18 protein-coding genes are annotated in these 20,078 nt (G+C 61.8%); 15 read left to right on the top strand and 3 right to left on the bottom strand.

Going from position 1 to position 20,078, the window contains the following annotated elements:
* Nucleotides 1-27 precede the first annotated feature (27 nt).
* From ACTHND_RS12280 to ACTHND_RS12265, 4 genes are all read left to right on the top strand, one after another.
* Nucleotides 28-1,059 (top strand): agmatine deiminase family protein, encoded by a 1,032-nt coding sequence (locus ACTHND_RS12280; protein ID WP_440178237.1) that lies wholly within the window; start codon nt 28-30, stop codon nt 1,057-1,059.
* Nucleotides 1,060-1,174: 115 nt separating this feature from the next.
* Nucleotides 1,175-2,056: an N-carbamoylputrescine amidase gene (gene aguB / locus ACTHND_RS12275; RefSeq protein WP_440178236.1), complete on the top strand. Its 882-nt coding sequence runs from the start codon at nt 1,175-1,177 to the stop codon at nt 2,054-2,056.
* 24 nt (nt 2,057-2,080) lie between these two features.
* Nucleotides 2,081-2,533, top strand: a complete 453-nt coding sequence (locus ACTHND_RS12270) for a hypothetical protein (RefSeq protein WP_440178235.1) — start codon at nt 2,081-2,083, stop codon at nt 2,531-2,533.
* Between the two features lie 95 nt (nt 2,534-2,628).
* On the top strand, nt 2,629-3,240 hold the full coding sequence (locus ACTHND_RS12265; protein ID WP_440178234.1) for a TetR/AcrR family transcriptional regulator: 612 nt from the start codon (nt 2,629-2,631) through the stop codon (nt 3,238-3,240).
* Nucleotides 3,241-3,282: 42 nt separating this feature from the next.
* Here ACTHND_RS12265 and moaB read toward each other — a convergent pair whose 3' ends face one another.
* Both moaB and ACTHND_RS12255 read right to left on the bottom strand, forming a co-directional pair.
* Nucleotides 3,283-3,819, bottom strand: coding sequence for a molybdenum cofactor biosynthesis protein B (moaB, locus tag ACTHND_RS12260; RefSeq protein WP_440178233.1), 537 nt, complete (start codon nt 3,817-3,819; stop codon nt 3,283-3,285).
* A gap of 9 nt (nt 3,820-3,828) precedes the next feature.
* Nucleotides 3,829-4,521: a DUF542 domain-containing protein gene (locus ACTHND_RS12255; protein WP_440178232.1), complete on the bottom strand. Its 693-nt coding sequence runs from the start codon at nt 4,519-4,521 to the stop codon at nt 3,829-3,831.
* A 194-nt stretch (nt 4,522-4,715) separates the two neighbouring features.
* Between ACTHND_RS12255 and ubiT the strand changes: the two genes are divergently transcribed.
* The 5 genes from ubiT to moaA all read left to right on the top strand — a co-directional run bounded on the left by ubiT (nt 4,716) and on the right by moaA (nt 9,554).
* A complete protein-coding gene (ubiT, locus tag ACTHND_RS12250) occupies nt 4,716-5,237 on the top strand; it encodes a ubiquinone anaerobic biosynthesis accessory factor UbiT (RefSeq protein WP_440178231.1) in 522 nt (173 codons plus the stop codon).
* Complete coding sequence (gene ubiU / locus ACTHND_RS12245) at nt 5,224-6,228, top strand: ubiquinone anaerobic biosynthesis protein UbiU (protein WP_440178230.1); 1,005 nt, start codon at nt 5,224-5,226, stop codon at nt 6,226-6,228. Before ubiT ends, ubiU begins: the two co-directional genes overlap by 14 nt.
* Nucleotides 6,219-7,118: a ubiquinone anaerobic biosynthesis protein UbiV gene (gene ubiV, locus ACTHND_RS12240; RefSeq protein WP_440178229.1), complete on the top strand. Its 900-nt coding sequence runs from the start codon at nt 6,219-6,221 to the stop codon at nt 7,116-7,118. The genes ubiU and ubiV overlap by 10 nt, the downstream gene beginning before the upstream one ends.
* 65 nt (nt 7,119-7,183) lie before the next feature.
* The gene (locus ACTHND_RS12235; RefSeq protein ID WP_440178228.1) at nt 7,184-8,368 is read left to right on the top strand and encodes an NnrS family protein; all 1,185 of its coding nucleotides are present in this window, start codon (nt 7,184-7,186) and stop codon (nt 8,366-8,368) included.
* Nucleotides 8,369-8,561: 193 nt separating this feature from the next.
* Nucleotides 8,562-9,554, top strand: coding sequence for a GTP 3',8-cyclase MoaA (gene moaA, locus ACTHND_RS12230; RefSeq protein ID WP_440178227.1), 993 nt, complete (start codon nt 8,562-8,564; stop codon nt 9,552-9,554).
* Here moaA and ACTHND_RS12225 read toward each other — a convergent pair.
* Nucleotides 9,551-10,327, bottom strand: coding sequence for a cyclic nucleotide-binding domain-containing protein (locus ACTHND_RS12225; RefSeq protein ID WP_440178226.1), 777 nt, complete (start codon nt 10,325-10,327; stop codon nt 9,551-9,553). The genes moaA and ACTHND_RS12225 overlap by 4 nt on opposite strands.
* A gap of 334 nt (nt 10,328-10,661) precedes the next feature.
* Between ACTHND_RS12225 and ACTHND_RS12220 the strand changes: the two genes are divergently transcribed.
* From ACTHND_RS12220 to narI, 6 genes are read left to right on the top strand one after another with little or no spacing between them, the layout of a single operon-like run.
* Nucleotides 10,662-11,987, top strand: coding sequence for an MFS transporter (locus tag ACTHND_RS12220; protein WP_440178225.1), 1,326 nt, complete (start codon nt 10,662-10,664; stop codon nt 11,985-11,987).
* Nucleotides 11,988-11,998: 11 nt separating this feature from the next.
* Nucleotides 11,999-13,408: an MFS transporter gene (locus ACTHND_RS12215; RefSeq protein WP_440178224.1), complete on the top strand. Its 1,410-nt coding sequence runs from the start codon at nt 11,999-12,001 to the stop codon at nt 13,406-13,408.
* Between the two features lie 3 nt (nt 13,409-13,411).
* Nucleotides 13,412-17,143, top strand: coding sequence for a nitrate reductase subunit alpha (locus ACTHND_RS12210; RefSeq protein WP_440178223.1), 3,732 nt, complete (start codon nt 13,412-13,414; stop codon nt 17,141-17,143).
* Nucleotides 17,140-18,663, top strand: coding sequence for a nitrate reductase subunit beta (gene narH, locus ACTHND_RS12205; RefSeq protein ID WP_440178222.1), 1,524 nt, complete (start codon nt 17,140-17,142; stop codon nt 18,661-18,663). The genes ACTHND_RS12210 and narH overlap by 4 nt, the downstream gene beginning before the upstream one ends.
* A 3-nt stretch (nt 18,664-18,666) precedes the next feature.
* Nucleotides 18,667-19,365: a nitrate reductase molybdenum cofactor assembly chaperone gene (gene narJ / locus ACTHND_RS12200; protein ID WP_440178221.1), complete on the top strand. Its 699-nt coding sequence runs from the start codon at nt 18,667-18,669 to the stop codon at nt 19,363-19,365.
* 2 nt (nt 19,366-19,367) lie between these two features.
* Nucleotides 19,368-20,075, top strand: a complete 708-nt coding sequence (gene narI / locus ACTHND_RS12195; protein ID WP_440178220.1) for a respiratory nitrate reductase subunit gamma — start codon at nt 19,368-19,370, stop codon at nt 20,073-20,075.
* Nucleotides 20,076-20,078 lie beyond the last annotated feature (3 nt).

Here is a 20,078-nt window from a genome sequence, read left to right as displayed (position 1 = left end):
ATCGGATTGCAGTTTGGGATATCCAGAATGACACGATGTGTTCCGGCGGAATGGGAAGCGCACAAGGCGATGTGGGTGGGCTTTCCCAGCCATGAAAACCTGTGGCAGGAAGACCTGATCCCGGCGCAGGCCGAGGTGGCGGCGCTGGTGCGCGCCCTGTGCGAACTGGGCGACGAGCATGTCAAGCTGATGGTCATGGGGCCGGAGGCCCGCGCCGCAGCCGAGGAACTGCTCGGTGACCTGAGCAAGCTTGAAATCATAGATGGCCGCTTCGGCGATATCTGGTTCCGCGATACCGGCCCGATCTATGTCAGCGATGATGCCGATGATGACGACCTGCACCAGGCCCTGCCGGTCAGCTTCCAGAACAACGGCTGGGGCGGCAAATACCACCTGAAGCATGACGATGAGGTGGCGCTCCAGATCAGCACCGCCGATGGATTTCCGCAGGAATTGCAGGACTTCATCCTTGAAGGCGGCGCGCTCGATCATGACGGCCACGGCACGGCCCTCACCACGCGCCAGTGCCTGCTTAATCCGAACCGCAACCCCGGCTGGACCCAGTCCCTGGCCGAAAAGGCCCTGTTTCAGGCGCTTGGCATCCGCAAGGTCATCTGGCTCGACGACGGCCTGCTGAACGATCACACTGACGGCCATGTCGATAACCTGGCGCGTTTCGTGGCGCCGGGCGTGGTGGCCTGTCCGGTGGCGTTCGGCCGCGAAGACCCCAATGCCGATGTCTATGACGCCACGGCAAAACTGCTTTCCTCCCAGCATGACTCGCGTGGCCAGCCGATCCAGGTGGTACGCATACCGTCACCCGGCGAAGTGCTGGATGAGGATGGCGAAATCGTGCCGGCCTCCCATATGAACTTCCTGATCGCCAATGATTGTGTGGTGGTGCCGATCTACAAGGAACGCCCCGGCGAACTGGCGGTGGAGGCCCTGCAAAGCCTCTTCCCCGAACGCCAGGTGCTGGGCCTGTCGTCGCGCGCCATCCTGACCGGCGGCGGTTCGTTCCACTGTATCAGCCAGCAAGTTCCGCTTATCAAAGCGTAGCTTTAGTAAGCTATTCTTAGAGCTCAAACGCCGCATGGCTTTACGCGCAAACGTGCGCGGCGGCCACTTGGCCTTGCCAAAATTCAATTTATGAATTTTGGAATTGGAGAAGTCCATGACCCGTACCGTTTCCGTCGCCGCTATCCAGACCTCGTACGGTCCCGATATGGCCGCCAATATCGCCAAAACCGAAGCCTTCGTGCGTGAAGCCGCCGCGAAAGGCGCCCAGGTCATCCTGCCCTCCGAACTGTTCCAGGGCGAATATTTCTGCGTCTCCCAGGAAGAGCGCTGGTTCGCCACCGCCTTTCCTTGGCGCGAACACCCCTGCGTTCTGTCCATGCAAAAGCTGGCGGCCGAACTGAATGTCGTTATCCCGACCTCGATCTATGAAAAGGAAGGCCCGCACTATTTCAATTCGCTGGTCATGATTGATGCCGGCGGAGACCTGCTGGGCGTCTATCGCAAGAGCCATATCCCCGATGGCCCCGGCTATCAGGAAAAATACTATTTCCGCCCCGGCGATACCGGCTTCAAGGTGTGGGATACGAAATATGCGAGAGTCGGCGTCGGCATCTGCTGGGACCAGTGGTATCCGGAAGCGGCGCGCGCCATGGCCCTGTTGGGCGCGGAAATCCTGATGTATCCCACTGCCATCGGCTCCGAACCGCATGATGCCGAACTGGATACCGCCGCGCCCTGGCAGCGCATCATGCAGGGCCATGCCGTGGCCAATGTTATGCCGGTGATTGCCTCCAACCGCATCGGCACCGAAAGCCTGATCTCCCCGCAAAATGGTGCCGGCCAGACCTTCTACGGCCACAGCTTCATTGCCAATCACCGCGGCGACAAGGTGGCGGAATTCGGCGCAGGGGAAGAAGGCGTGCTGGTGGCGTCGTTCGATCTCGATTATCTCAATACCCACCGCGCCGCCTGGGGATTCTTCCGCGATCGCCGCCCGGAACTCTACACGGCGCTCGCCAGCCCGCGCCCGGCGTGATACGTCTTCGGCAGGGAGACTTTCATGCACAAATGGCTTATCCTTGCCGCCTTCTTGTCTAACAATACAGCGCCCGCAGAAATTCCAGGCGATATTGAAACCGTTACAGCGGCGACACAGCAAGAGTGCGATATCGTTCTGGCGATAATCTCGTCACACCCGAATGCAGAAAACTCAAATGTCTGGCCCGTACTGGGTGTCTATGATGCTGATCCACGCCCCCCTTTGGACTGTGGTTCGGCATTTCTAAAGGCACATCTGGCTGTCTATGCCCCAGCTCCCCAGACGGAAGAAGCGGCAAGCTCCGGATACAGTTCTATGAGTTTTACCCGTCCAATATTTAAGTCTGATGGACTGGCGGAGATTGAAGAAGAAAACTTCGTGGCTCCTTTTTTCAGGTCGCGGATGCGCCACACTCTCGAACGGAAAGGCGACAAATGGGTGATTGTCAGTGATGAGACCTTGCTCATTACCTGAGTTTGCAGGTCGGATTGCCAAAATCGGAAGTCTAATTGCTAGGCCAATTGGATTTTGCATGGCAAACTTATGGAAATAATCTGAAGTCTTGTCCTATGCGTGCCATTCCTGCCGAGTCCCGTCCTTATGTCAGCGCCAAGCGCGAGGCGGCCGCCGCGAAAAAGCGCGAGGCGGTGATTGCAGCCGCCAGTAAGTTGCTGAACGACGGCCCGGCCATGGTCTCCATGGAGGCGGTCGCCAAGGCGGCGGGGGTCACGCGCCTGACGGTCTACAAGCAGTTCGGTTCGCGGCGGGGCCTGCTGGAAGCCGTGTTTGACGCCAATGCCGAAAAGGGCGGTCTTATGCGGCTGCGGGAACTGATGCAATTACCCGATCCCAGGGCGGCGCTTTTTGCCTGTATCGACCTGATGTGCGAATTCTGGGGCAGCCATCCGGGGTTCACCAAGCTGCACAGCGCCGCCGGGCTAGATCCTGAATTTGCCGAGGCGATCAATGCCCGCAATGAACGCCGCCGTTTGCTGTTCGCCAATTTGCTGGCGCGCATGAGCGGCGAGGACAAGGCCAGGACCGACGCCACCGACCTGTTGTTCGGCGCCACCAGTATGCCGATGTTCCGCATCCTGATCGAGAGCCGGACACCTTCGGAGGTCGCCGCCCTGCTGAAATCAACCTGCGCGGCCATCCTGGATACGCACGGATTGGCGTGAGCCATATGGATGTATGCTAAAGAACAAGTCCCTTGCGGGTACTTACGGACAAATCCCGCGATAGCGCGGTATCTGGCCGACCAAGGAACAGGGGCGGAAGCGGCTGTCGAGCTCCATGGCCAGCACCAGGTCCCAGCCGTCCCGGCAGGCGCCGGTCGAGCCGGGCAGGCAGAAGATGAAGGTATCTCCCGCCTGGCCGGCGAAGGCGCGCGACTGGAGCGTTGCCACGCCGACGGTCGTCAGGCTGGCATGGTGAAACACCACGCCGAAGCCTTCCATTTCACGCCGGAAAAGGGGGCGGATGGCCTCCGGGGTCACGTCGCGCGGGGCGAAACCCGTGCCGCCGGTCGTCAGGACGACGTCGACACCGTCATCGGCCACCCATTGGCCGATCTGGCCACGGATGGCATCGACATCATCCGCCACGATGACGCGGTCTGACAGGGTGTGGCCGGCCGCGACCAGACGTTCCGCCAGCAGGGCGCCGGAGGTGTCTGTTGTCATGTCGCGGGTGTCCGAAATCGTCAGGACGGCCACATTGAGGGGATAAAAGGGGAGGTCTGGATTGATACCGGCCATGGCGCTGCCTCAGGCTGTCACGAGGGACGGGTCCGCGAAGCGGGGGAACAGGATGTTGTTTTCGAGATGCATGTGGACGCGCAAATCCGTATCCAGTTTCTGGCAGGCGGCATAGAGCGCGCGCCAGGTCGTGCAGGCGCCGTGGGGCGGCACAAAATCCGTGGTCAGCCGCGCCAGGGTTTCGAGCTGCTCGCCGAGATCTTCGTGATCGCTCATCATGCGCGCCACCGGATGGGTCAGGTCGTACTGGCCGCCCAGCATGGCGGGGAAGAGCATCTGCTCCTCGATGACCTGGTGTTCGTCCAGTTCATGGGCCATGATGGCCAGAAGATCGCCGAGCCCGTGCGGACAGTCAGGGCTGTCGCGGTGGACGGCCTCGACGCGGCGCGCCATTCGGATCGCTTCGGGAAACTCGGCGCGGTGAACCTCGTGGTATCGCTCTATGATGTACGGGATAAGCGCTTCCGTCGCATCCGGCGCTTCGGTTTCATCCCCCTTGAGGGCCGAAAGATCACTAAGTACAAGCGCCAGGTCGACGCCGCGGGTGGCCGCGGCCTCGCTGAGGGGCACACCGCCCTTGCAGCAGAAATCTATCTTGTAACGCCGGAAGACGGCGGTGGCGCCTGGCACTGCCACGGCGATGTCTTTGACTAATGCGTCCGGGACTAATGTATCCGGGACTAGGGTATCTGGCATGGTCATATCGAAACTCCTTCACTCGGATGTCCATAGCCGCCCCGGCGCATGGGGGCATTAAAGGCTGTCAATCCGCCACCCAAGGCTTTTCAGGCATCCGCTTGATAAACTTCGGGGGTGCGGCATGTCGGCAAAGCTTGCCGTTGCCGCGGCAATATTGCGAAGCCTGCGGCATTCACCTGCGGAAAGTCGCCAGTCTTATGCGTCCCAAATTCCTCGGCTCGTTCCTGGCCTTGCCAGTCCCCCCGCTCTGGCTTTTTAAAACGGCAGCCCTGCCGCTCAATGCCCTTCTGACGACATCACTCAGGCGGGTGGTCAGGGAACGGCCTGATGTCTTTCAAAAACTTGGCCGCTTCCAGAATGCCGTCTTCCTGATCACGCCGAGGGATATGCCCTTTGCCTTCAGGCTGAAGCCATTGGCGCGGCAGGGCGTTGTCGAAATCGTCACGGTGCAGGCGGACAAGGATTATTCCGTCAGGATCAGCGGAAATCTCAAGACGCTCCTTGGCCTGTTCGACGGAACGATTGACGCGGATTCCAGCTTCTTCGGCGGCGATATAAAAATGGACGGCGCAACCGAGGCGGCGCTGGCGCTGCACAATGCCCTGGAGGCCGCCGAACTGGGACCGGGAGATATTCTGGGACTGCCGGCCAGACTGAAACCCGCCTTCAATAGGTTGGTCGCCGGATTGCCTTTCGGGGCGCGCCATGGCGCCGCCTAAACGGAAGCTGGAGCTGGTATGCCCCGCCGGATCGGCGCCCATGCTGCGCGCGGCCATCGAAGGCGGCGCCGACAGTGTTTATTGCGGCCTGCGCGACGAGACCAATGCCCGGAACTTTCCCGGCCTGAACCTGGATGCCGCCGAACTGGCGGCGGCCGTCAACTGGACACACGAAAAGGGCGGCAAGCTCCTGCTGGCCATCAATACCTTTGCCAGGGCCGGCGATACGGGGGCATGGCAAAGGGCCGTTGACTGCGCGGCGCGGTCCGGGGTGGATACGGTCATCGCCGCCGACGTGGGCGTCCTCGCCTATGCGCATTCGGTCTGGCCGGATTTGCGGCTTCATCTCTCCGTCCAGGCCGCAGCGGGCACACCCCAGGCAATCGCCTTCTATGCCGAGACCTTTGGCGTCAAGCGTGTGGTGCTGCCGCGCGTGCTCAGCGCTGAGGAGGTTACGCGCCTGACCCGAGCGGTCGATGTGGAAGTCGAGGCGTTCGTTTATGGCGGCCTGTGCGTCATGGCCGAGGGCCGCTGCGCGCTGTCGTCCTACGCCGCGCCGGGATCGCCCAATCTGACAGGTGTATGTTCGCCGCCTGATTCCGTCCGCTTTGTTGAATCCCAGGGCGTGACGACGGCTCGGCTGGGCGATTTCGCCATTGACCGCCACGCGCCGGGCGAACCGGCCGGATATCCCACCCTGTGCAAGGGCCGTTTTGTCATAGACGATACGCCCGCCTATCTGTTTGAAGACCCGGTCAGCCTCAATGCCATGGATATGCTGGCGGGCCTGAAGCGCGCCGGCGTCACCGCCGTCAAGGTCGAAGGGCGGCAACGGGGGAAGGCATATGTATCGCGCGTGGCGCAGGCGTTCAGGCAGGCGATAGACGCCCTCGAAGCGGGCCGGCCGACCACGCCCTATGCCGATATGCTGGCCGATCTCGCCGAGGGGCGAAAGGAAACGTCTGGAGCGTACAGAAAATCATGGCGGTAGCAAAACTGAGCCTGGGCCCCTTGCTATTCAACTGGTCTCCTGAAGTAACGGAGGCTTTTTACGCGCGCATAGCCGATGAAAGCCCGTTCGATCGCATCTATCTGGGGGAAATCGTATGCTCCAAGAGGATACCGTTTCTCGGGCCCGTCCTGGCGCGTGCCGCCGAGCGCCTGATCGGCGCCGGCAAGACCGTGGTCTTTTCCAGCCTGGCCTTGCCGGCAACCGAGCGGGAACAGTCCATGTCGGGTGCCCTGGCCGCCGTCGAAGACGAGATCGAGGTCAATGACATGTCGGTCCTCCTGAGGCGCGGCCGGCGGCCCTTCGTCGCGGGGCCGTTTCTCAATGTTTATAACGAACTGGCGGCGAGGCAGCTTGTGGCGATGGGGTGTATCCGGCTGTGCGCCAATATAGAACTGTCGCTCGATGCCATCGGCGCCATTCACAAAAGCGTCCCGGACCTGCCCATTGAAATCCATGCCTTTGGGCGGCTGCCGCTGGCGCTTTCCGGGCGGTGCTATCACGCACGTGCCCACAATCTGCATAAGGACGCCTGTCAGTTCGTCTGTGACCGCGACCCGGACGGACGATCCGTCCAGACCGTCGAAGGCCAGGATTTCCTGGCCATCAACGGCATCCAGACCCTGTCGAACGGCGTCCATGTGCCGGGCGTTTCCATCGACAGGCTGACGGCGGCCGGCGTGACGACCCTGAGGCTCAGCCCGCATTCCATGGATATGATCGCGGTCGCCCGACTGTTCGATGCCTTTGCCTCGAACGCCATGGAGGTCAGCGAACTGAATGCCCGCCTGAAGGCGCTGGCGCTGCCGGGGCCCCTCGTTTCCGGTTATCTGTTCGGGAAGCCGGGCAGTCAGGCCGCTCGAAGCGCGTGACACTCTGTCACCTGTTGACTGCGAGTGATAGGCATTATTATGAATGAAAACCCGGAGTTTGCGTCATGGCGACGACTGCGCAACAAATGAGAGCCTTCAGGGGACTGTCCCTGTTCAGCGCGGGCTTCAGGCCCTTCTATCTGTTCGCGGCCGCATGGTCGGCGCTCATGGTGCCGCTGTGGATATGGATATATTCCGGTGGCCAGAGGGTTGCTTTGCGGATCGATGTGGCCTGGCACGCCCATGAGATGCTGTTTGGCTATATCGGCGGCATCATTGCCGGTTTCCTGCTGACCGCTGTGCCGAACTGGACGGGCAGGCTGCCGGTTACGGGCATCCCGCTGGCCCTGCTTTTCGGGCTGTGGGCCATCGGCCGGATGGCCATGTTGTCCCCGGCCCATGACGGCCTGACGGCAGCGCTTGCCGATTGTGCCTTCCTGTGCGTGTTTGCCGTGGTGATCTGGCGCGAGATACTGACCGGGAAGAACTGGCGTAACCTGCCGGTCGCGGTCATGGTGTCGCTGCTGGCCCTGGCCAATATAGCCTTCCACATCGGTGAGACGCAGGTGACGATCCGCCTGGCGCTTGGGGTTATTCTGACCCTGGTTGCGCTGATCGGCGGCCGCATCATTCCGAGTTTCACCACCAACTGGCTGAAAAAGGCCGGCATGGCCCTCATGCCACCGGCTTTCAACCGCCGGGATCTGCTCGTCATGGTCATGACGGCAGTGGCTTTGCTGGGTTGGGCCGTCGTACCCGCCTCGATATGGAGCGGCGGAGCGCTCCTGGCGGCGGGCGGACTCAATGGCTGGCGCCTCAGCCGGTGGCGGGGGCTGGCCACGCACAAGGAACCGCTTTTGTGGATCCTGCATGTCGGTTACGCCTGGCTGGTCATCGGCCTGGTCTTGCTGGGCCTGGCGGCGCTGGGGCAGGCGGTCAATCCGCCGGGCGCGGTGCCGATGCAGGCGGGGCTGCACGCACTGACCGCCGGCGCCATCGGCGTGATGACCCTGGCCGTCATGACGCGGTCCAGCCTCGGACACACCGGGCGACCTTTGACGGCTGGTCGCGGAACGCTCATCATCTACCTTCTGGTCAATGCGGCGGCCCTGGTGCGGGTGGGGGCGGCCCTGATGCCTCAAGTCTATATGTCCGGCCTGATCCTCTCGGCCATACTGTGGATGGCGGCGTTCGGCGGGTTCGTCCTGGTCTATGGACCCAGGCTGGTTACGGCCCGCCTGCGGGTTTGAATTGATGAATGTCAAGCCGGCCCGACGGACCTGTCAATGACGCGGCCGGGTGCCGGCCTTAAGGTCTGTGACGCCGCACCGGTGGCGCGTTCCCCTTCGCCACTGCGTCGCGGCAGATCACGGACATTCGCCTGAATGCACCGGTCAGAGCGGCGGGGTGACCTGCCGCTCTTTGTTTTGCGAGGGAGTTTTCATGGCCTTCGAGGCTCGCAATCTGTCTGACGGGTTTGGTCGCCGCTTCTCCTATGTGCGGCTCTCCGTCACAGAGGTCTGCAATTTCCGCTGCACCTATTGCCTGCCGGACGGGTGGAAGAAAACCGGGCCGCTCAGCTTCCTGACCCCCGCTGAAACAGCAAACCTGGCCGCCGCATTCGCCGAGGTCGGCGTGTCGAAAATTCGCCTGACCGGGGGAGAGCCCAGTGTTCGGCCTGACCTGGCCGAGATCATCGCGCATCTGGCGGCGGTGAATGGTATCACGAAGATCGCCCTGACCACCAATGGCTGGAACCTGGATCGCCGGGTGACGCAGTGGCGCAATGCCGGGCTCAGCCATCTGAATGTCAGCGTCGATTCGCTGGACCGCGAGCGGTTTCAACAGATTACGGGGCATGACAGGCTTCCAGCCGTTCTGGTGGGGATTGACAGGGCGCTCGGCCTGGAATTCGCCTCGATAAAACTCAACGCGGTCTTGCTTAAGAGTACGGCCGAGGCCGGCCTTAATGTCTGGGCGGAATTCGTTCGTCACAGGCCGATCGCTGTGCGTTTCATCGAACTGATGCGTACGGGCGATAATGCCGATTATTTTGCCGCCAATCACGTCAGGGGCAGCGTCGTTACGGACTGGCTTGAGGCGTCAGGCTGGCAATTGCAGCCCAAACTGAAGGATGGCGGGCCGGCGAATGAATATGCCCATCCCGACTATGCGGGCCGCATCGGCTTGATCGCGCCCTATGCCGCTGGCTTCTGCGACGGCTGTAACCGGCTGCGGGTAACGGCCCGCGGCAAGCTGCGCCTGTGCCTCTTCGGGGAAGGGGGCTGCGATCTGCGTGACCTGCTGCAACGGGCGGATGACCGGCCTGCGCTCATTGAGCGGATATCCGGCGCCCTGACCGGCAAACCGGCCGGCCACAGGCTGAACGACAACCTGCCTGGCGACCTCCGGCATCTGGCGGAACTAGGGGGTTAGCTTCTTTCGGCGCTGCATGACCGCTCAGAAGGCGGCCACATCTCCTTGGCGGCCTTGCCGGTCGTGCCCTGGCCGGGCGGCATGTGATTGTCAAGCAGCGGGCTGGGCGCCGCCAGACGCCTGAGCGGCACCGGCCGGGCCAGTCTGACTTCGGCGCCCTGCACTTCGACGCCGTAATCCGACAGGGTGGCGAAGGCGCGCGAGAGGTTTTCGGCCGTCATGCCCAGCAGCGAGGCGAGGGTGCGCTTTTCATAAGGCAGGGTGACCGTTTCCACGCCACCCTGGCGCACCTGAAGCGTCAGCAGATAATTGGCCAGCCGCTCGGCGCCGCTGCGCAGCTTCTGGTTCTTGATGGAACGGACCAGGCCGCGATAGCAGCCGGAGACTTCCTGGGCGACCGCCACGGCGAAAGCGGGATCTTCATTCATCGCGCGCCGCAGCGACTCGGCCGACAGCATCAGTATCTGCGACTTTTCCAGCGTGCGGGCCGACATCAGGGCATTGGCGTCCAGCACCACGGCCGCCAGGATGAAGGTCGAAACGGGCCTGAGAATCGCAAGCGTGCTTTCCTTGTCCTTCCAGGTGCCCTGCAGTTCAACCGTACCCTCCAGCAGAATATAGAGGAAATCGACCGGATCGCCCTCATAGAGCAGCGTGGCATTGGCCGGAAAGTTCTGTAGGAAGGCGCCGCCCGTCGCGTCCGTGAACCGGGCGTCACTCATGCCGGCGAATAATTGCAGGCCGCGAATGCGGTTAAGATCGACATCTCTCATTGGCGGGACTGACTCGTTTTAGCTGGGGAGTTCAACTCAGCATTGCTGCCGCAATTGATAAATGTCAAGCCGAAATCGCAAGTTTCACTGTGCGGTTTACTGCCCTTTGAATAGTCGCCTGGTGATGGCATTGGGTTGATAATTGTCAATCAACCGAAACAAAAATAGCAATTAAACTGTTTAAACAAGGCAAATGAGTATTGGTCTGTGGGTGATTATAGTTTCCGCCTGACAGACATGGTTTTAAAACTTGATAATCATCAAGTGAATTCTGCTTTCCCTCCCGTATTCCTGCCGTGACAACACTATTTGGTCTGTCTTCAGGGGTAGATGTATGGTTTCCGATTCCGACAAACCCGCACCGGGCGCCTTTGCCGCACTCTGGGTGAGTACCCTCTCATTCACGGCCTGTTTTGCGGTCTGGACGATCTTTGCCATCATCGGCATCCAGATCAAGGCTGACCTGCATCTGAACGATGCTGAATTCGGTTTGCTGGCCGGCACGCCGATCCTGACCGGCTCGCTGGTCAGGCTGTTCCTCGGCGTCTGGACCGACCAGTTTGGCGGCCGAGTCGTCAACCTGCTGGTCATGCTGGCCGCTGCGGCCGCCACCTATCTTCTGTCCTTTGCCCACACCTATCCGCAATTTCTGCTGGCCGCTCTGGGCGTGGGTATTTCCGGCGGATCGTTCGCCGTCGGTGTGGCCTATGTTTCGCGTTTCTATCCGAAAAGCCGGCAGGGCACGGTTCTCGGCATCTTCGGCGCCGGCAATATCGGCTCGGCCTTCACCAAGATCGTCGCGCCGATGGTGATGGTGGCCCTGGGCTGGACCGCCGTCGCGCAGTTCTGGGCCCTGGGACTCTTCGTCATGGCGCTCGTCTTCTTCTTTACCACCAAGGATGACCCGGACCTGGTGTCGCGGCGGAAAAGCGGCGTGAAGGCCGTGCCTATGCAGACCCAGCTCGCGCCGTTGCGGAACCTGCAGGTGTGGCGCTTTGCCCTCTACTATTTCTTTGTGTTCGGCGGCTTCGTTTCGCTCGCTCTGTGGCTGCCGCATTACCTGGTCGGTGTTTACTGCCTGGATGTCCGGACGGCGGGCCTGTTCGCAGCAGCCTATTCCATTCCGGCGTCCCTGTTCCGGGCTGTCGGCGGCTGGCTGGCTGACCGGATCGGCGCGCGCAAGGTCATGTATCTGACCTTCGGAGTCAGCCTCATCTGCTGCTTCCTGCTCGCCTATCCGTCGGCCAGCTATGTGGTGGATGGCGTAAAGGGCCCCATCAGCTTCCGGATAGCGACCGGGCTGGTGCCGTTCACGATGATCATTTTCGTGCTCGGCTTCTTCATGAGCCTGGGCAAGGCCGCGGTCTACAAACACATTCCTGTCTATTACCCCGATCGCGTCGGCGCCGTCGGCGGCGTGGTCGGCATGGTGGGTGGTCTTGGCGGCTTCATCCTGCCGATTACCTTCGGTTTCCTCAACGACATTACCGGTATCTGGACGAGTTGCTTCATGCTGCTCTTCGTCCTGGTCGGCTCGGCGCTTCTGTGGATGCACTTCGCCATCCGCCGCATGGAGCAGGCCCGTTTTCCCGGCATGTCCACACTCCCCGAACTGCCTGAACTGGTCGGCATGGGCCAGGCGCCCGCCGCCAAGTCTTAAGGAGACACTCAATGGCAAATCATCTGCTCACCGACTGGAAGCCCGAAGATCCGGACTACTGGCAAGGCAAGGGCCGCAGCATCGCGGCGCGCAACCTGTGGATCTCCGTGCCCAACCTGACCCTGGCTTTTGCCGTCTGGATGGTCTGGTCCATGGTCGTGGCCAAGCTGAAGCTCGTCGGGTTCCGTTTCACGACCGACCAGTTGTTCTGGCTGACCGCCCTGCCGGCGCTTTCCGGCGCCACGCTGCGCATCTTCTACAGCTTTATCGTGCCGATCCTGGGCGGGCGGCTGTGGACGGTGCTGACCACCCTGTCGCTGGCCGTGCCGGCGGTGGGGATCGGCCTCGCCGTCCAGCACCCGGAAACGCCGTATGCGATGTTTGTCCTTCTCGCCCTGCTGTGCGGGTTCGGCGGCGGCAATTTTGCCTCCTCAATGAGCAATATCGGCTTCTTCTTCCCGAAGGCGCAGAAGGGTAACGCGCTGGCGATCAATGCCGGGTTCGGCAATCTCGGCGTCAGCCTCATGCAGTTCGTCGTGCCGGTGATCATAACCAGCGGTCTTTTCGCCCCGGTCTTCGGCGCCGGCCTCACCATCCATGACAAGGGCGTGGCCAGCCAGCTTTACCTGCAAAACGCCGCCTTTATCTGGGTGCCGTTTATCCTCGCCGCCGCGGCCGCCGCATGGTTCGGCATGAACGACATCTCCACCGCGAAGGCATCGTTCAAGGCTCAGTCGGTCGTTTTCCGCCGCCGCCACAACTGGATCATGTGCTGGCTCTACCTTGGCACGTTCGGATCCTTCATCGGCTTTTCGGCGGCCTTTCCGCTCCTGGCCAAGACCCTGTTTCCGGATGTGCTGGTGCTGAAGATCGCCTTCCTGGGGCCCCTTGTCGGCGCCTTGTCGCGCGCCCTGACCGGCTGGATATCCGACCGGTGGGGCGGCCAGAATGTGACCCAGGTCACTTTTGGCGCGCTGATCCTGGGCGTTGTCTGTACGCTCAGGGGCGTGGGCGCCTTTGGCGGGCCGGCGAACTTCCAGATATTTTTCGCCAGCTTCATGTGGCTCTTTTTCTGGACCGGCGTCGGTAACGCCTCGACCTTCCAGATGATCCCGGCGATTGTACGCGCCAGCATGGCCCGCCTGATGCCGGCCGCGACACCGGCCGAACGCCTCCAGTCGGCTGAAATGGAAAGCGCGGCCATTGTCGGCTTCACCTCGGCCTTCGGTGCCTTTGGCGGCGTATTCATCCCGATGGCGTTCGGCCAGTCGCTGAAAGATACCGGCAACGCCAACACGGCCCTGGTCGTCTTCCTGACCTTCTACATCACCTGCGCGGTCCTGAACTGGGCCACCTATGTGCGCAAGGGTTCCATCCTCAGTGGAGCCCAGTCTCCCACCACCCTCAAAGCGGCGGAATAAACCATGTCACATACTCTTGACCGTCTCGCCTTTTTCAAACGCAAGACCGAACTGTTCTCCAGCGGGCACGGCGTCCTTAACGATGACGACCGCACCTGGGAGGAAGCCTACCGCGACCGCTGGCGCCACGACAAGATCGTGCGTTCCACCCACGGCGTGAATTGCACCGGTTCGTGTTCGTGGAAGATCTACGTCAAGGGCGGGATCGTCACCTGGGAGACGCAGCAGACCGATTATCCGCGCACCCGGCCGGACCTGCCGAACCACGAACCGCGCGGCTGCGCGCGCGGCGCCAGCTATAGCTGGTATCTCTATTCGGCCAACCGCGTGAAATACCCGCTCGTCCGCTCGCGGTTGCTGAAGCTGTGGCGTGAGGCGAGGGCGAAGCTGGCGCCGGTCGCCGCCTGGGAATCGATCCAGCGCGACCCGAAGAAACGCGACAGCTATACGAAGATGCGCGGCGCCGGCGGTTTTGTGCGGGCCAACTGGGATGAGGTCAACGAGATCATTGCGGCCGCCAATGCCTATACGGTGAAGCGCTACGGCCCCGACCGCGTGTTCGGCTTCTCGCCGATCCCGGCCATGTCGATGGTCTCCTATGCCGCCGGCGCCCGCTATCTGCAACTGCTGGGCGGGGTCTGCGGCTCCTTCTATGACTGGTATTGCGATCTGCCGCCGTCCTCGCCGCAGACCTGGGGTGAACAGACCGACGTGCCGGAATCGGCCGACTGGTATAATTCCGGTTTCCTGCTGCTGTGGGGTTCGAACGTGCCGCAGACCCGCACGCCCGATGCCCATTTCTACACCGAGGCCCGCTACAAGGGCGTGAAGTCGGCGGTCATCTGCCCCGACTATTCGGAGGCGTCGAAGTTCGGCGACATCTGGCTGGCGGTCAAGCAGGGCACGGACGCGGCGCTCGGCATGGCCTTCGGTCACGTCATCCTGAAAGAGTTCCATCAGGATCGCCAGGTGCCGTATTTCCGCAATTACCTGCGCAAATATTCCGACTTGCCGATGCTGGTCCGCCTGGTGAAGAAGGATGGTTACCTGATCCCGGAACGCCTGCTGCGCGCCGCCGATTTTATCGGTGACATGGCCGAAGCCAACAACCCCGACTGGAAGACGGTCGCTATCGATGAAACGACCGGGCAGGTCGTGGTGCCGCTGGGCTCGATCGGCTTCCGCTGGGGCGAGGATGGCAAGTGGAACCTCGAAGAAAAGGCCGCAAACGGTGCTGAAACCCGCCTGCGTTTGGGCCTGAAGGGCGCGCACGATGAGGTTGCCGGTGTCGGCTTCCCGTATTTCGCCAATTCGGCCAGCAATGGTTTCGCCTCGACCGATCACCCGGATGTGCTGGTGCGCAACGTGCCGGTCAAGCGGATGCAACTGAAGGAAGGCGAGGCGATCGTCGCCAGCGTCTACGACCTGTTCCTCGCCAATTACGGCGTCGACCAGGGCTTCGGCGGCGACTACATGCCGACGGATTTCGACGACCCGCAGCCCTATTCGCCGGCCTGGGCCGAAAAGATTACCACGGTGTCGCGTGACAAGATCATCGCCGTGGCGCGCGGTTTCGCCACCAATGCCGAAAAGACCAACGGCAGGTCCATGGTCATTATCGGCGCGGCGATGAACCACTGGTTCCACATGGACATGAACTATCGCGCCGTCATCAACATGCTGGTCATGTGCGGCTGCGTGGGGCAGTCCGGCGGCGGCTGGGCGCATTATGTCGGCCAGGAAAAGCTGCGGCCGCAAACCGGCTGGGCGCCGATCGCCTTCGCCACCGACTGGGCAAAGCCGCCGCGCCAGCAGAACGGCACCTCCTACTTCTATGCCCACACCGATCAGTGGCGTTATGAAACCGTATCGACCAGCGAACTCCTGTCGCCGACCGCGCCGGAAGGCGACTGGAACGTCTCGCTGATCGATTACAATGTCCGCGCCGAGCGCATGGGCTGGCTGCCTTCGGCCCCGGCCCTGGAAACCAATTCGCTGGAGATCGCCAGACAGGCCGCCGAGGCTGGCATCGATGCGAAGGACTATGTCGCCAGTTCGCTGAAGGACCGCTCGCTGAAACTGAGCTGCATGGACCCGGACAATCCGGTCAACTGGCCGCGCAACATGTTTGTCTGGCGCTCGAACCTGCTGGGATCATCGGGCAAGGGGCATGAATATTTCCTCAAGCACCTGCTGGGCGCCAGCCATGGCGTACAGGGCAAGGATCTGGGCCAGACCGGCAAGCAGAAGCCGAAGGATGTCGTCTGGCACGATCATGCGCCGGAGGGAAAGCTTGACCTGCTCGTGACCCTCGATTTCCGCATGTCGACCACGGCGGTCTATTCCGATGTCGTCCTGCCGACGGCGACCTGGTATGAAAAGCACGACCTCAATACCTCGGACATGCACCCCTTCATCCACCCGCTGACGGCGGCGGTCGATCCGGCGTGGGAAGCACGCTCCGACTGGGCGATCTTCAAGGGCCTGGCGAAGACCTTTTCGGCTGTGGCCCCCGAGGTGCTGGGCGTGGAAAAGGATGTGGTCCTGACGCCGATCCAGCACGATACGGCCGGCGAAATGGCCCAGCCGTTCGACGTAAGGGATTGGTATAAGGGCGAATGTGAGCCCGTCCCCGGCAAGACCATGTCGCAGGTCACGGTCGTCGAGCGTGACTATCCCAATCTCTACAAGCGCTTCACCTCGCTTGGCCCCCTGCTGGAAAAGACCGGCAATGGCGGCAAGGGCATCGGCTGGAACACCGAACACGAGGTTCATGCACTGAAGGATCTCAATGGCCGGGTGACGGAAGCGGGCATCAGCGAAGGGCTGGCGCGCATCGAAACCGATATCGATGCCGCCGAGGCGATCATGATGCTGGCCCCGGAAACCAACGGTGAGGTTGCGGTGAAGTCGTGGCGGGCGCTCGAAAAGCAGACCGGCCGCAAGCACGATCACCTGGCCCTGCCGAAGGAGGACGAAAAGATCCGCTTCCGCGATATCGTGGCCCAGCCGCGCAAGATCATTTCGTCGCCCACCTGGTCGGGCATCGAAAGCGAGCATGTCTGCTACAATGCCGGCTATACCAATGTCCATGAACTGATCCCATGGCGGACCCTGACCGGCCGCCAGCAACTCTACCAGGACCATCTGTGGATGCGGGCCTTCGGCGAGTCCTTAAGCGTCTACAAGCCGCCGGTCGACCTGAAAACGACCTGGGTCAAGGGCGAGAAAAGCAATGGCGAAGCGGAAATCGTCCTCAACTTCATTACGCCGCACCAGAAATGGGGCATTCACTCGACCTATTCCGACAACCTGATGATGCTGACCCTCAACCGGGGCGGCCCGGTCGTCTGGCTGTCGGAAACCGACGCCCGCAAGGTCGGGATCGAGGACAATGACTGGGTGGAGGTGTTCAATGCCAATGGGGCGCTGACCGCGCGGGCGGTCGTCTCGCAGCGGATGCTTGAAGGCACGATCTTCATGTACCATGCCCAGGAGAAGATCGTGAACACACCGGGATCGGAGATCACCGGACAGCGCGGCGGCATCCACAATTCGGTCACGCGCGTGGTGCCCAAGCCAACCCACATGATCGGCGGTTATGCCCAACTCGCCTACGGCTTCAACTATTACGGCACGGTCGGTTCCAACCGCGACGAATGCGTCGTCGTGCGCAAGATGAAGAAAGTCGACTGGCTCGAAAAGAAACTCAGCAAGAAGGAGGCCGGTCAATGAAGATACGCGCCCAGATCGGCATGGTGCTCAATCTCGACAAGTGCATCGGCTGTCATACCTGTTCCGTGACGTGCAAGAACGTCTGGACCAACCGCGAAGGCGTCGAATACGCCTGGTTCAACAATGTCGAAACCAAGCCCGGCGTCGGTTATCCCAAAGAGTGGGAGAACCAGAAGAAGTGGAACGGCGGTTGGGTACGTAAGGCCAATGGCAGGATCGAGCCGCGCATGGGCGCCAAATGGCGCATCCTGTCGAAGATATTCGCCAACCCCGACCTGCCGGAAATCGACGACTATTACGAGCCGTTCGATTTCGATTACGGCCACTTACAAACGGCGCCTGAACTGAAGGCGTTCCCGACAGCGCGTCCGCGTTCGAAGATCACCGGCGAACGCATGGAGAAGATCGAGCGCGGCCCGAACTGGGAGGAAATCCTCGGCGGCGAATTTTCCAAGCGCTCGAAGGACTACAATTTCGAAGGCATCGAAAAGGCCATGTACGGCGAATTCGAGAACACCTTCATGATGTACCTGCCGCGCCTGTGCGAGCACTGCCTCAATCCCGCCTGCGTCGCGGCGTGCCCGTCAGGCGCCATCTACAAGCGTGAGGAAGACGGCATCGTCCTGATCGACCAGGACAAGTGCCGCGGCTGGCGCATGTGCGTTTCGGCCTGCCCGTACAAGAAGATCTATTACAACTGGAGTTCCGGCAAATCGGAGAAATGCACCTTCTGCTTCCCGCGCATCGAGGTCGGCCTGCCGACCGTCTGCTCGGAAACCTGCGTCGGCCGCATCCGCTATCTCGGCGTCCTGCTCTATGACGCCGACCGTATCGAAGCGGCGGCCTCGGTGCCGGATGAAGACCTTTACCAGGCCCAGCTCGATGTCTTCCTCGATCCGCATGACCCGAAGGTGATCGCCCAGGCGCGCCTCGACGGCATCCCCGAAGCCTGGCTGGAGGCGGCGCGTCACAGCCCGGTCTACAAGATGGCGATGGACTGGAAGATCGCCTTCCCGCTGCACCCGGAATACCGCACCCTGCCGATGGTCTGGTATGTGCCGCCCCTGTCGCCGATTCAGTCGGCGGCCTCGGCGGGCGCGCTGGAAATGGACGGCGAAATGCCGGATGTCCATTCGCTGCGCATCCCGGCGAAATACCTGGCCAACCTGCTGACGGCCGGTGTCGAGGCGCCGGTGATCACCGGCCTGCAACGCATGATGACCATGCGCTGCTATATGCGCACCAAGACGATAGAAGGCCGCATCGACGCGCCCCTGGTCGAAAAGGTCGGGCTCTCGGTCGCCCAGGTCGAGGATATGTACAGGATCATGGCGATCGCCAATTACGAGGATCGCTTTGTCATCCCGACCACGCACCGCGAGGCGGCGGAAGATGCCTATGACCTGCGCGGGTCGTGCGGCTTCACCTTTGGCAATGGCTGTTCCGGCGGCCAGACCGAGTTCGGCCTGTTCGGCAAGATCAAGAAACCGGCCGCCGTGCCCACTGCGAAGGAGGCGTAAGCCATGGCCCTTACCTACCGAGGACTGGCCTGCCTGCTGTCCTACCCGACACCGGCGGTCAAGGAGACCGTCGATGCCGTCTCGCTGGCATTGCGCGAGGAAAATCTCCTGCCGGCGGCAAACCGAAAGGCGGTTGACGCCCTGATCGCCGAAATCGCGGCGGACGACCTTTACGACCTGCAGGAGCGCTATATCGATATCTTCGACAGAACGCGCTCCCTGTCCCTCAACCTCTATGAGCATGTCCACGGCGAAAGCCGCGAACGCGGCCAGGCGATTGTGGCCCTGCTTGAGCTGTACCGCAGCCGGGGGCTTGAGCTCGACGCTAATGAACTGCCTGACTTTCTGCCGGTCTTCCTGGAGTTCCTGTCGATCCTGCCCCAGGCCGAGGCGGCGTCCTTCCTGGTGGAGGCCGTGCATGTGCTCGAAGCCATGGCGGCCCGGCTGAAGAAGCGCGACAGCCGTTATCAGGCGGTTTTCGACAGTCTTGTGGCCCTGGCCGGTGTCCGCGCCGAGGCTGGCGTGGTGGCCGCCCTGCTGGCGGAACCGGAACAGGACCCCGACGATCTCGAAGCGCTCGACAAAACCTGGGAAGAAAGCGCGGTAACCTTCGGACCGGGCGAGGCCGGCTGTCCCAAGGCCGAAGCGCTGGTTGAGGCCATGCGCGTCCCCCCTAAACCCGCTATCGCCAGAGGAGAGTGATCATGGAAACCGTCAATAACCTCCTGTTCGGGGTCTATCCCTATATCGCCCTGTCGGTGCTGGCTCTGGGCTCGATCCTGCGCTTCGACCGTGAACAATATACCTGGCGTTCTGGCTCGTCTCAGCTTCTGCGCCGCAAGCAGCTCGTCGCCGGATCGGTGCTCTTCCATCTCGGCATACTGGTCATTTTCTTCGGTCATCTGGTTGGCCTGCTGACGCCGATTGCCGTTTTTGAATATTTCGGCGTGCCGCACATGGCCAAGCAATTGCTGGCCATGATCGTCGGCGGCATTGCGGGCGTGTTCGGACTGATGGGCGCGCTTCTGCTGCTGCATCGGCGCCTGTTTGACGCCCGCATCCGCAAGACATCGAGTTTTGCGGATATCGCCATACTGGCGCTTCTGACCGTTCAGCTTTGCCTCGGCCTGGCCACTATCCCGGTGTCCGCCCAGCATCTCGACGGCGGCGAAATGGTGAAGTTCATGACCTGGGCGCAGGGCATATTCAGCTTCCAGAGCGGCGCCGCGGCCAATGTCCGCGATGTGTCATTGGTCTTCAAGGCGCATCTGCTGCTCGGCATGACCATCCTGCTGGTCTTCCCGTTCACCCGCCTGGTCCACATGCTGTCGGCCCCGGTCTGGTATCTCAACCGCCGCGGCTGGCAACTCGTGCGCACCCGCCGCGACATGACGCAACCCAAGCGGAGATAGGCT

The organism is Asticcacaulis sp. (genome assembly GCF_051954415.1).
Lineage (GTDB): Bacteria > Pseudomonadota > Alphaproteobacteria > Caulobacterales > Caulobacteraceae > Asticcacaulis.
The sequence above is the reverse complement of the archived record's forward strand: the minus strand, read 5'-3'. Positions and strand labels throughout refer to the sequence as shown.

Excerpts from the sequence above, each read along its gene's own strand:
- ubiU (WP_440178230.1), top strand. The coding sequence starts at position 5,224 with ATGGCGCCGCCTAAACGGAAGCTGGAGCTGGTATGCCCCGCCGGATCG.
- ACTHND_RS12210 (WP_440178223.1), top strand. The coding sequence starts at position 13,412 with ATGTCACATACTCTTGACCGTCTCGCCTTTTTCAAACGCAAGACCGAA.
- moaB (WP_440178233.1), bottom strand. The coding sequence starts at position 3,819 with ATGGCCGGTATCAATCCAGACCTCCCCTTTTATCCCCTCAATGTGGCC.
- narJ (WP_440178221.1), top strand. The coding sequence starts at position 18,667 with ATGGCCCTTACCTACCGAGGACTGGCCTGCCTGCTGTCCTACCCGACA.
- ACTHND_RS12280 (WP_440178237.1), top strand. The coding sequence starts at position 28 with ATGACACGATGTGTTCCGGCGGAATGGGAAGCGCACAAGGCGATGTGG.
- ACTHND_RS12270 (WP_440178235.1), top strand. The coding sequence starts at position 2,081 with ATGCACAAATGGCTTATCCTTGCCGCCTTCTTGTCTAACAATACAGCG.
- ACTHND_RS12235 (WP_440178228.1), top strand. The coding sequence starts at position 7,184 with ATGGCGACGACTGCGCAACAAATGAGAGCCTTCAGGGGACTGTCCCTG.
- ACTHND_RS12265 (WP_440178234.1), top strand. The coding sequence starts at position 2,629 with ATGCGTGCCATTCCTGCCGAGTCCCGTCCTTATGTCAGCGCCAAGCGC.
- narI (WP_440178220.1), top strand. The coding sequence starts at position 19,368 with ATGGAAACCGTCAATAACCTCCTGTTCGGGGTCTATCCCTATATCGCC.
- ubiV (WP_440178229.1), top strand. The coding sequence starts at position 6,219 with ATGGCGGTAGCAAAACTGAGCCTGGGCCCCTTGCTATTCAACTGGTCT.
- ubiT (WP_440178231.1), top strand. The coding sequence starts at position 4,716 with ATGCGTCCCAAATTCCTCGGCTCGTTCCTGGCCTTGCCAGTCCCCCCG.
- ACTHND_RS12255 (WP_440178232.1), bottom strand. The coding sequence starts at position 4,521 with ATGACCATGCCAGATACCCTAGTCCCGGATACATTAGTCCCGGACGCA.
- moaA (WP_440178227.1), top strand. The coding sequence starts at position 8,562 with ATGGCCTTCGAGGCTCGCAATCTGTCTGACGGGTTTGGTCGCCGCTTC.
- ACTHND_RS12220 (WP_440178225.1), top strand. The coding sequence starts at position 10,662 with ATGGTTTCCGATTCCGACAAACCCGCACCGGGCGCCTTTGCCGCACTC.
- narH (WP_440178222.1), top strand. The coding sequence starts at position 17,140 with ATGAAGATACGCGCCCAGATCGGCATGGTGCTCAATCTCGACAAGTGC.
- ACTHND_RS12225 (WP_440178226.1), bottom strand. The coding sequence starts at position 10,327 with ATGAGAGATGTCGATCTTAACCGCATTCGCGGCCTGCAATTATTCGCC.
- aguB (WP_440178236.1), top strand. The coding sequence starts at position 1,175 with ATGACCCGTACCGTTTCCGTCGCCGCTATCCAGACCTCGTACGGTCCC.
- ACTHND_RS12215 (WP_440178224.1), top strand. The coding sequence starts at position 11,999 with ATGGCAAATCATCTGCTCACCGACTGGAAGCCCGAAGATCCGGACTAC.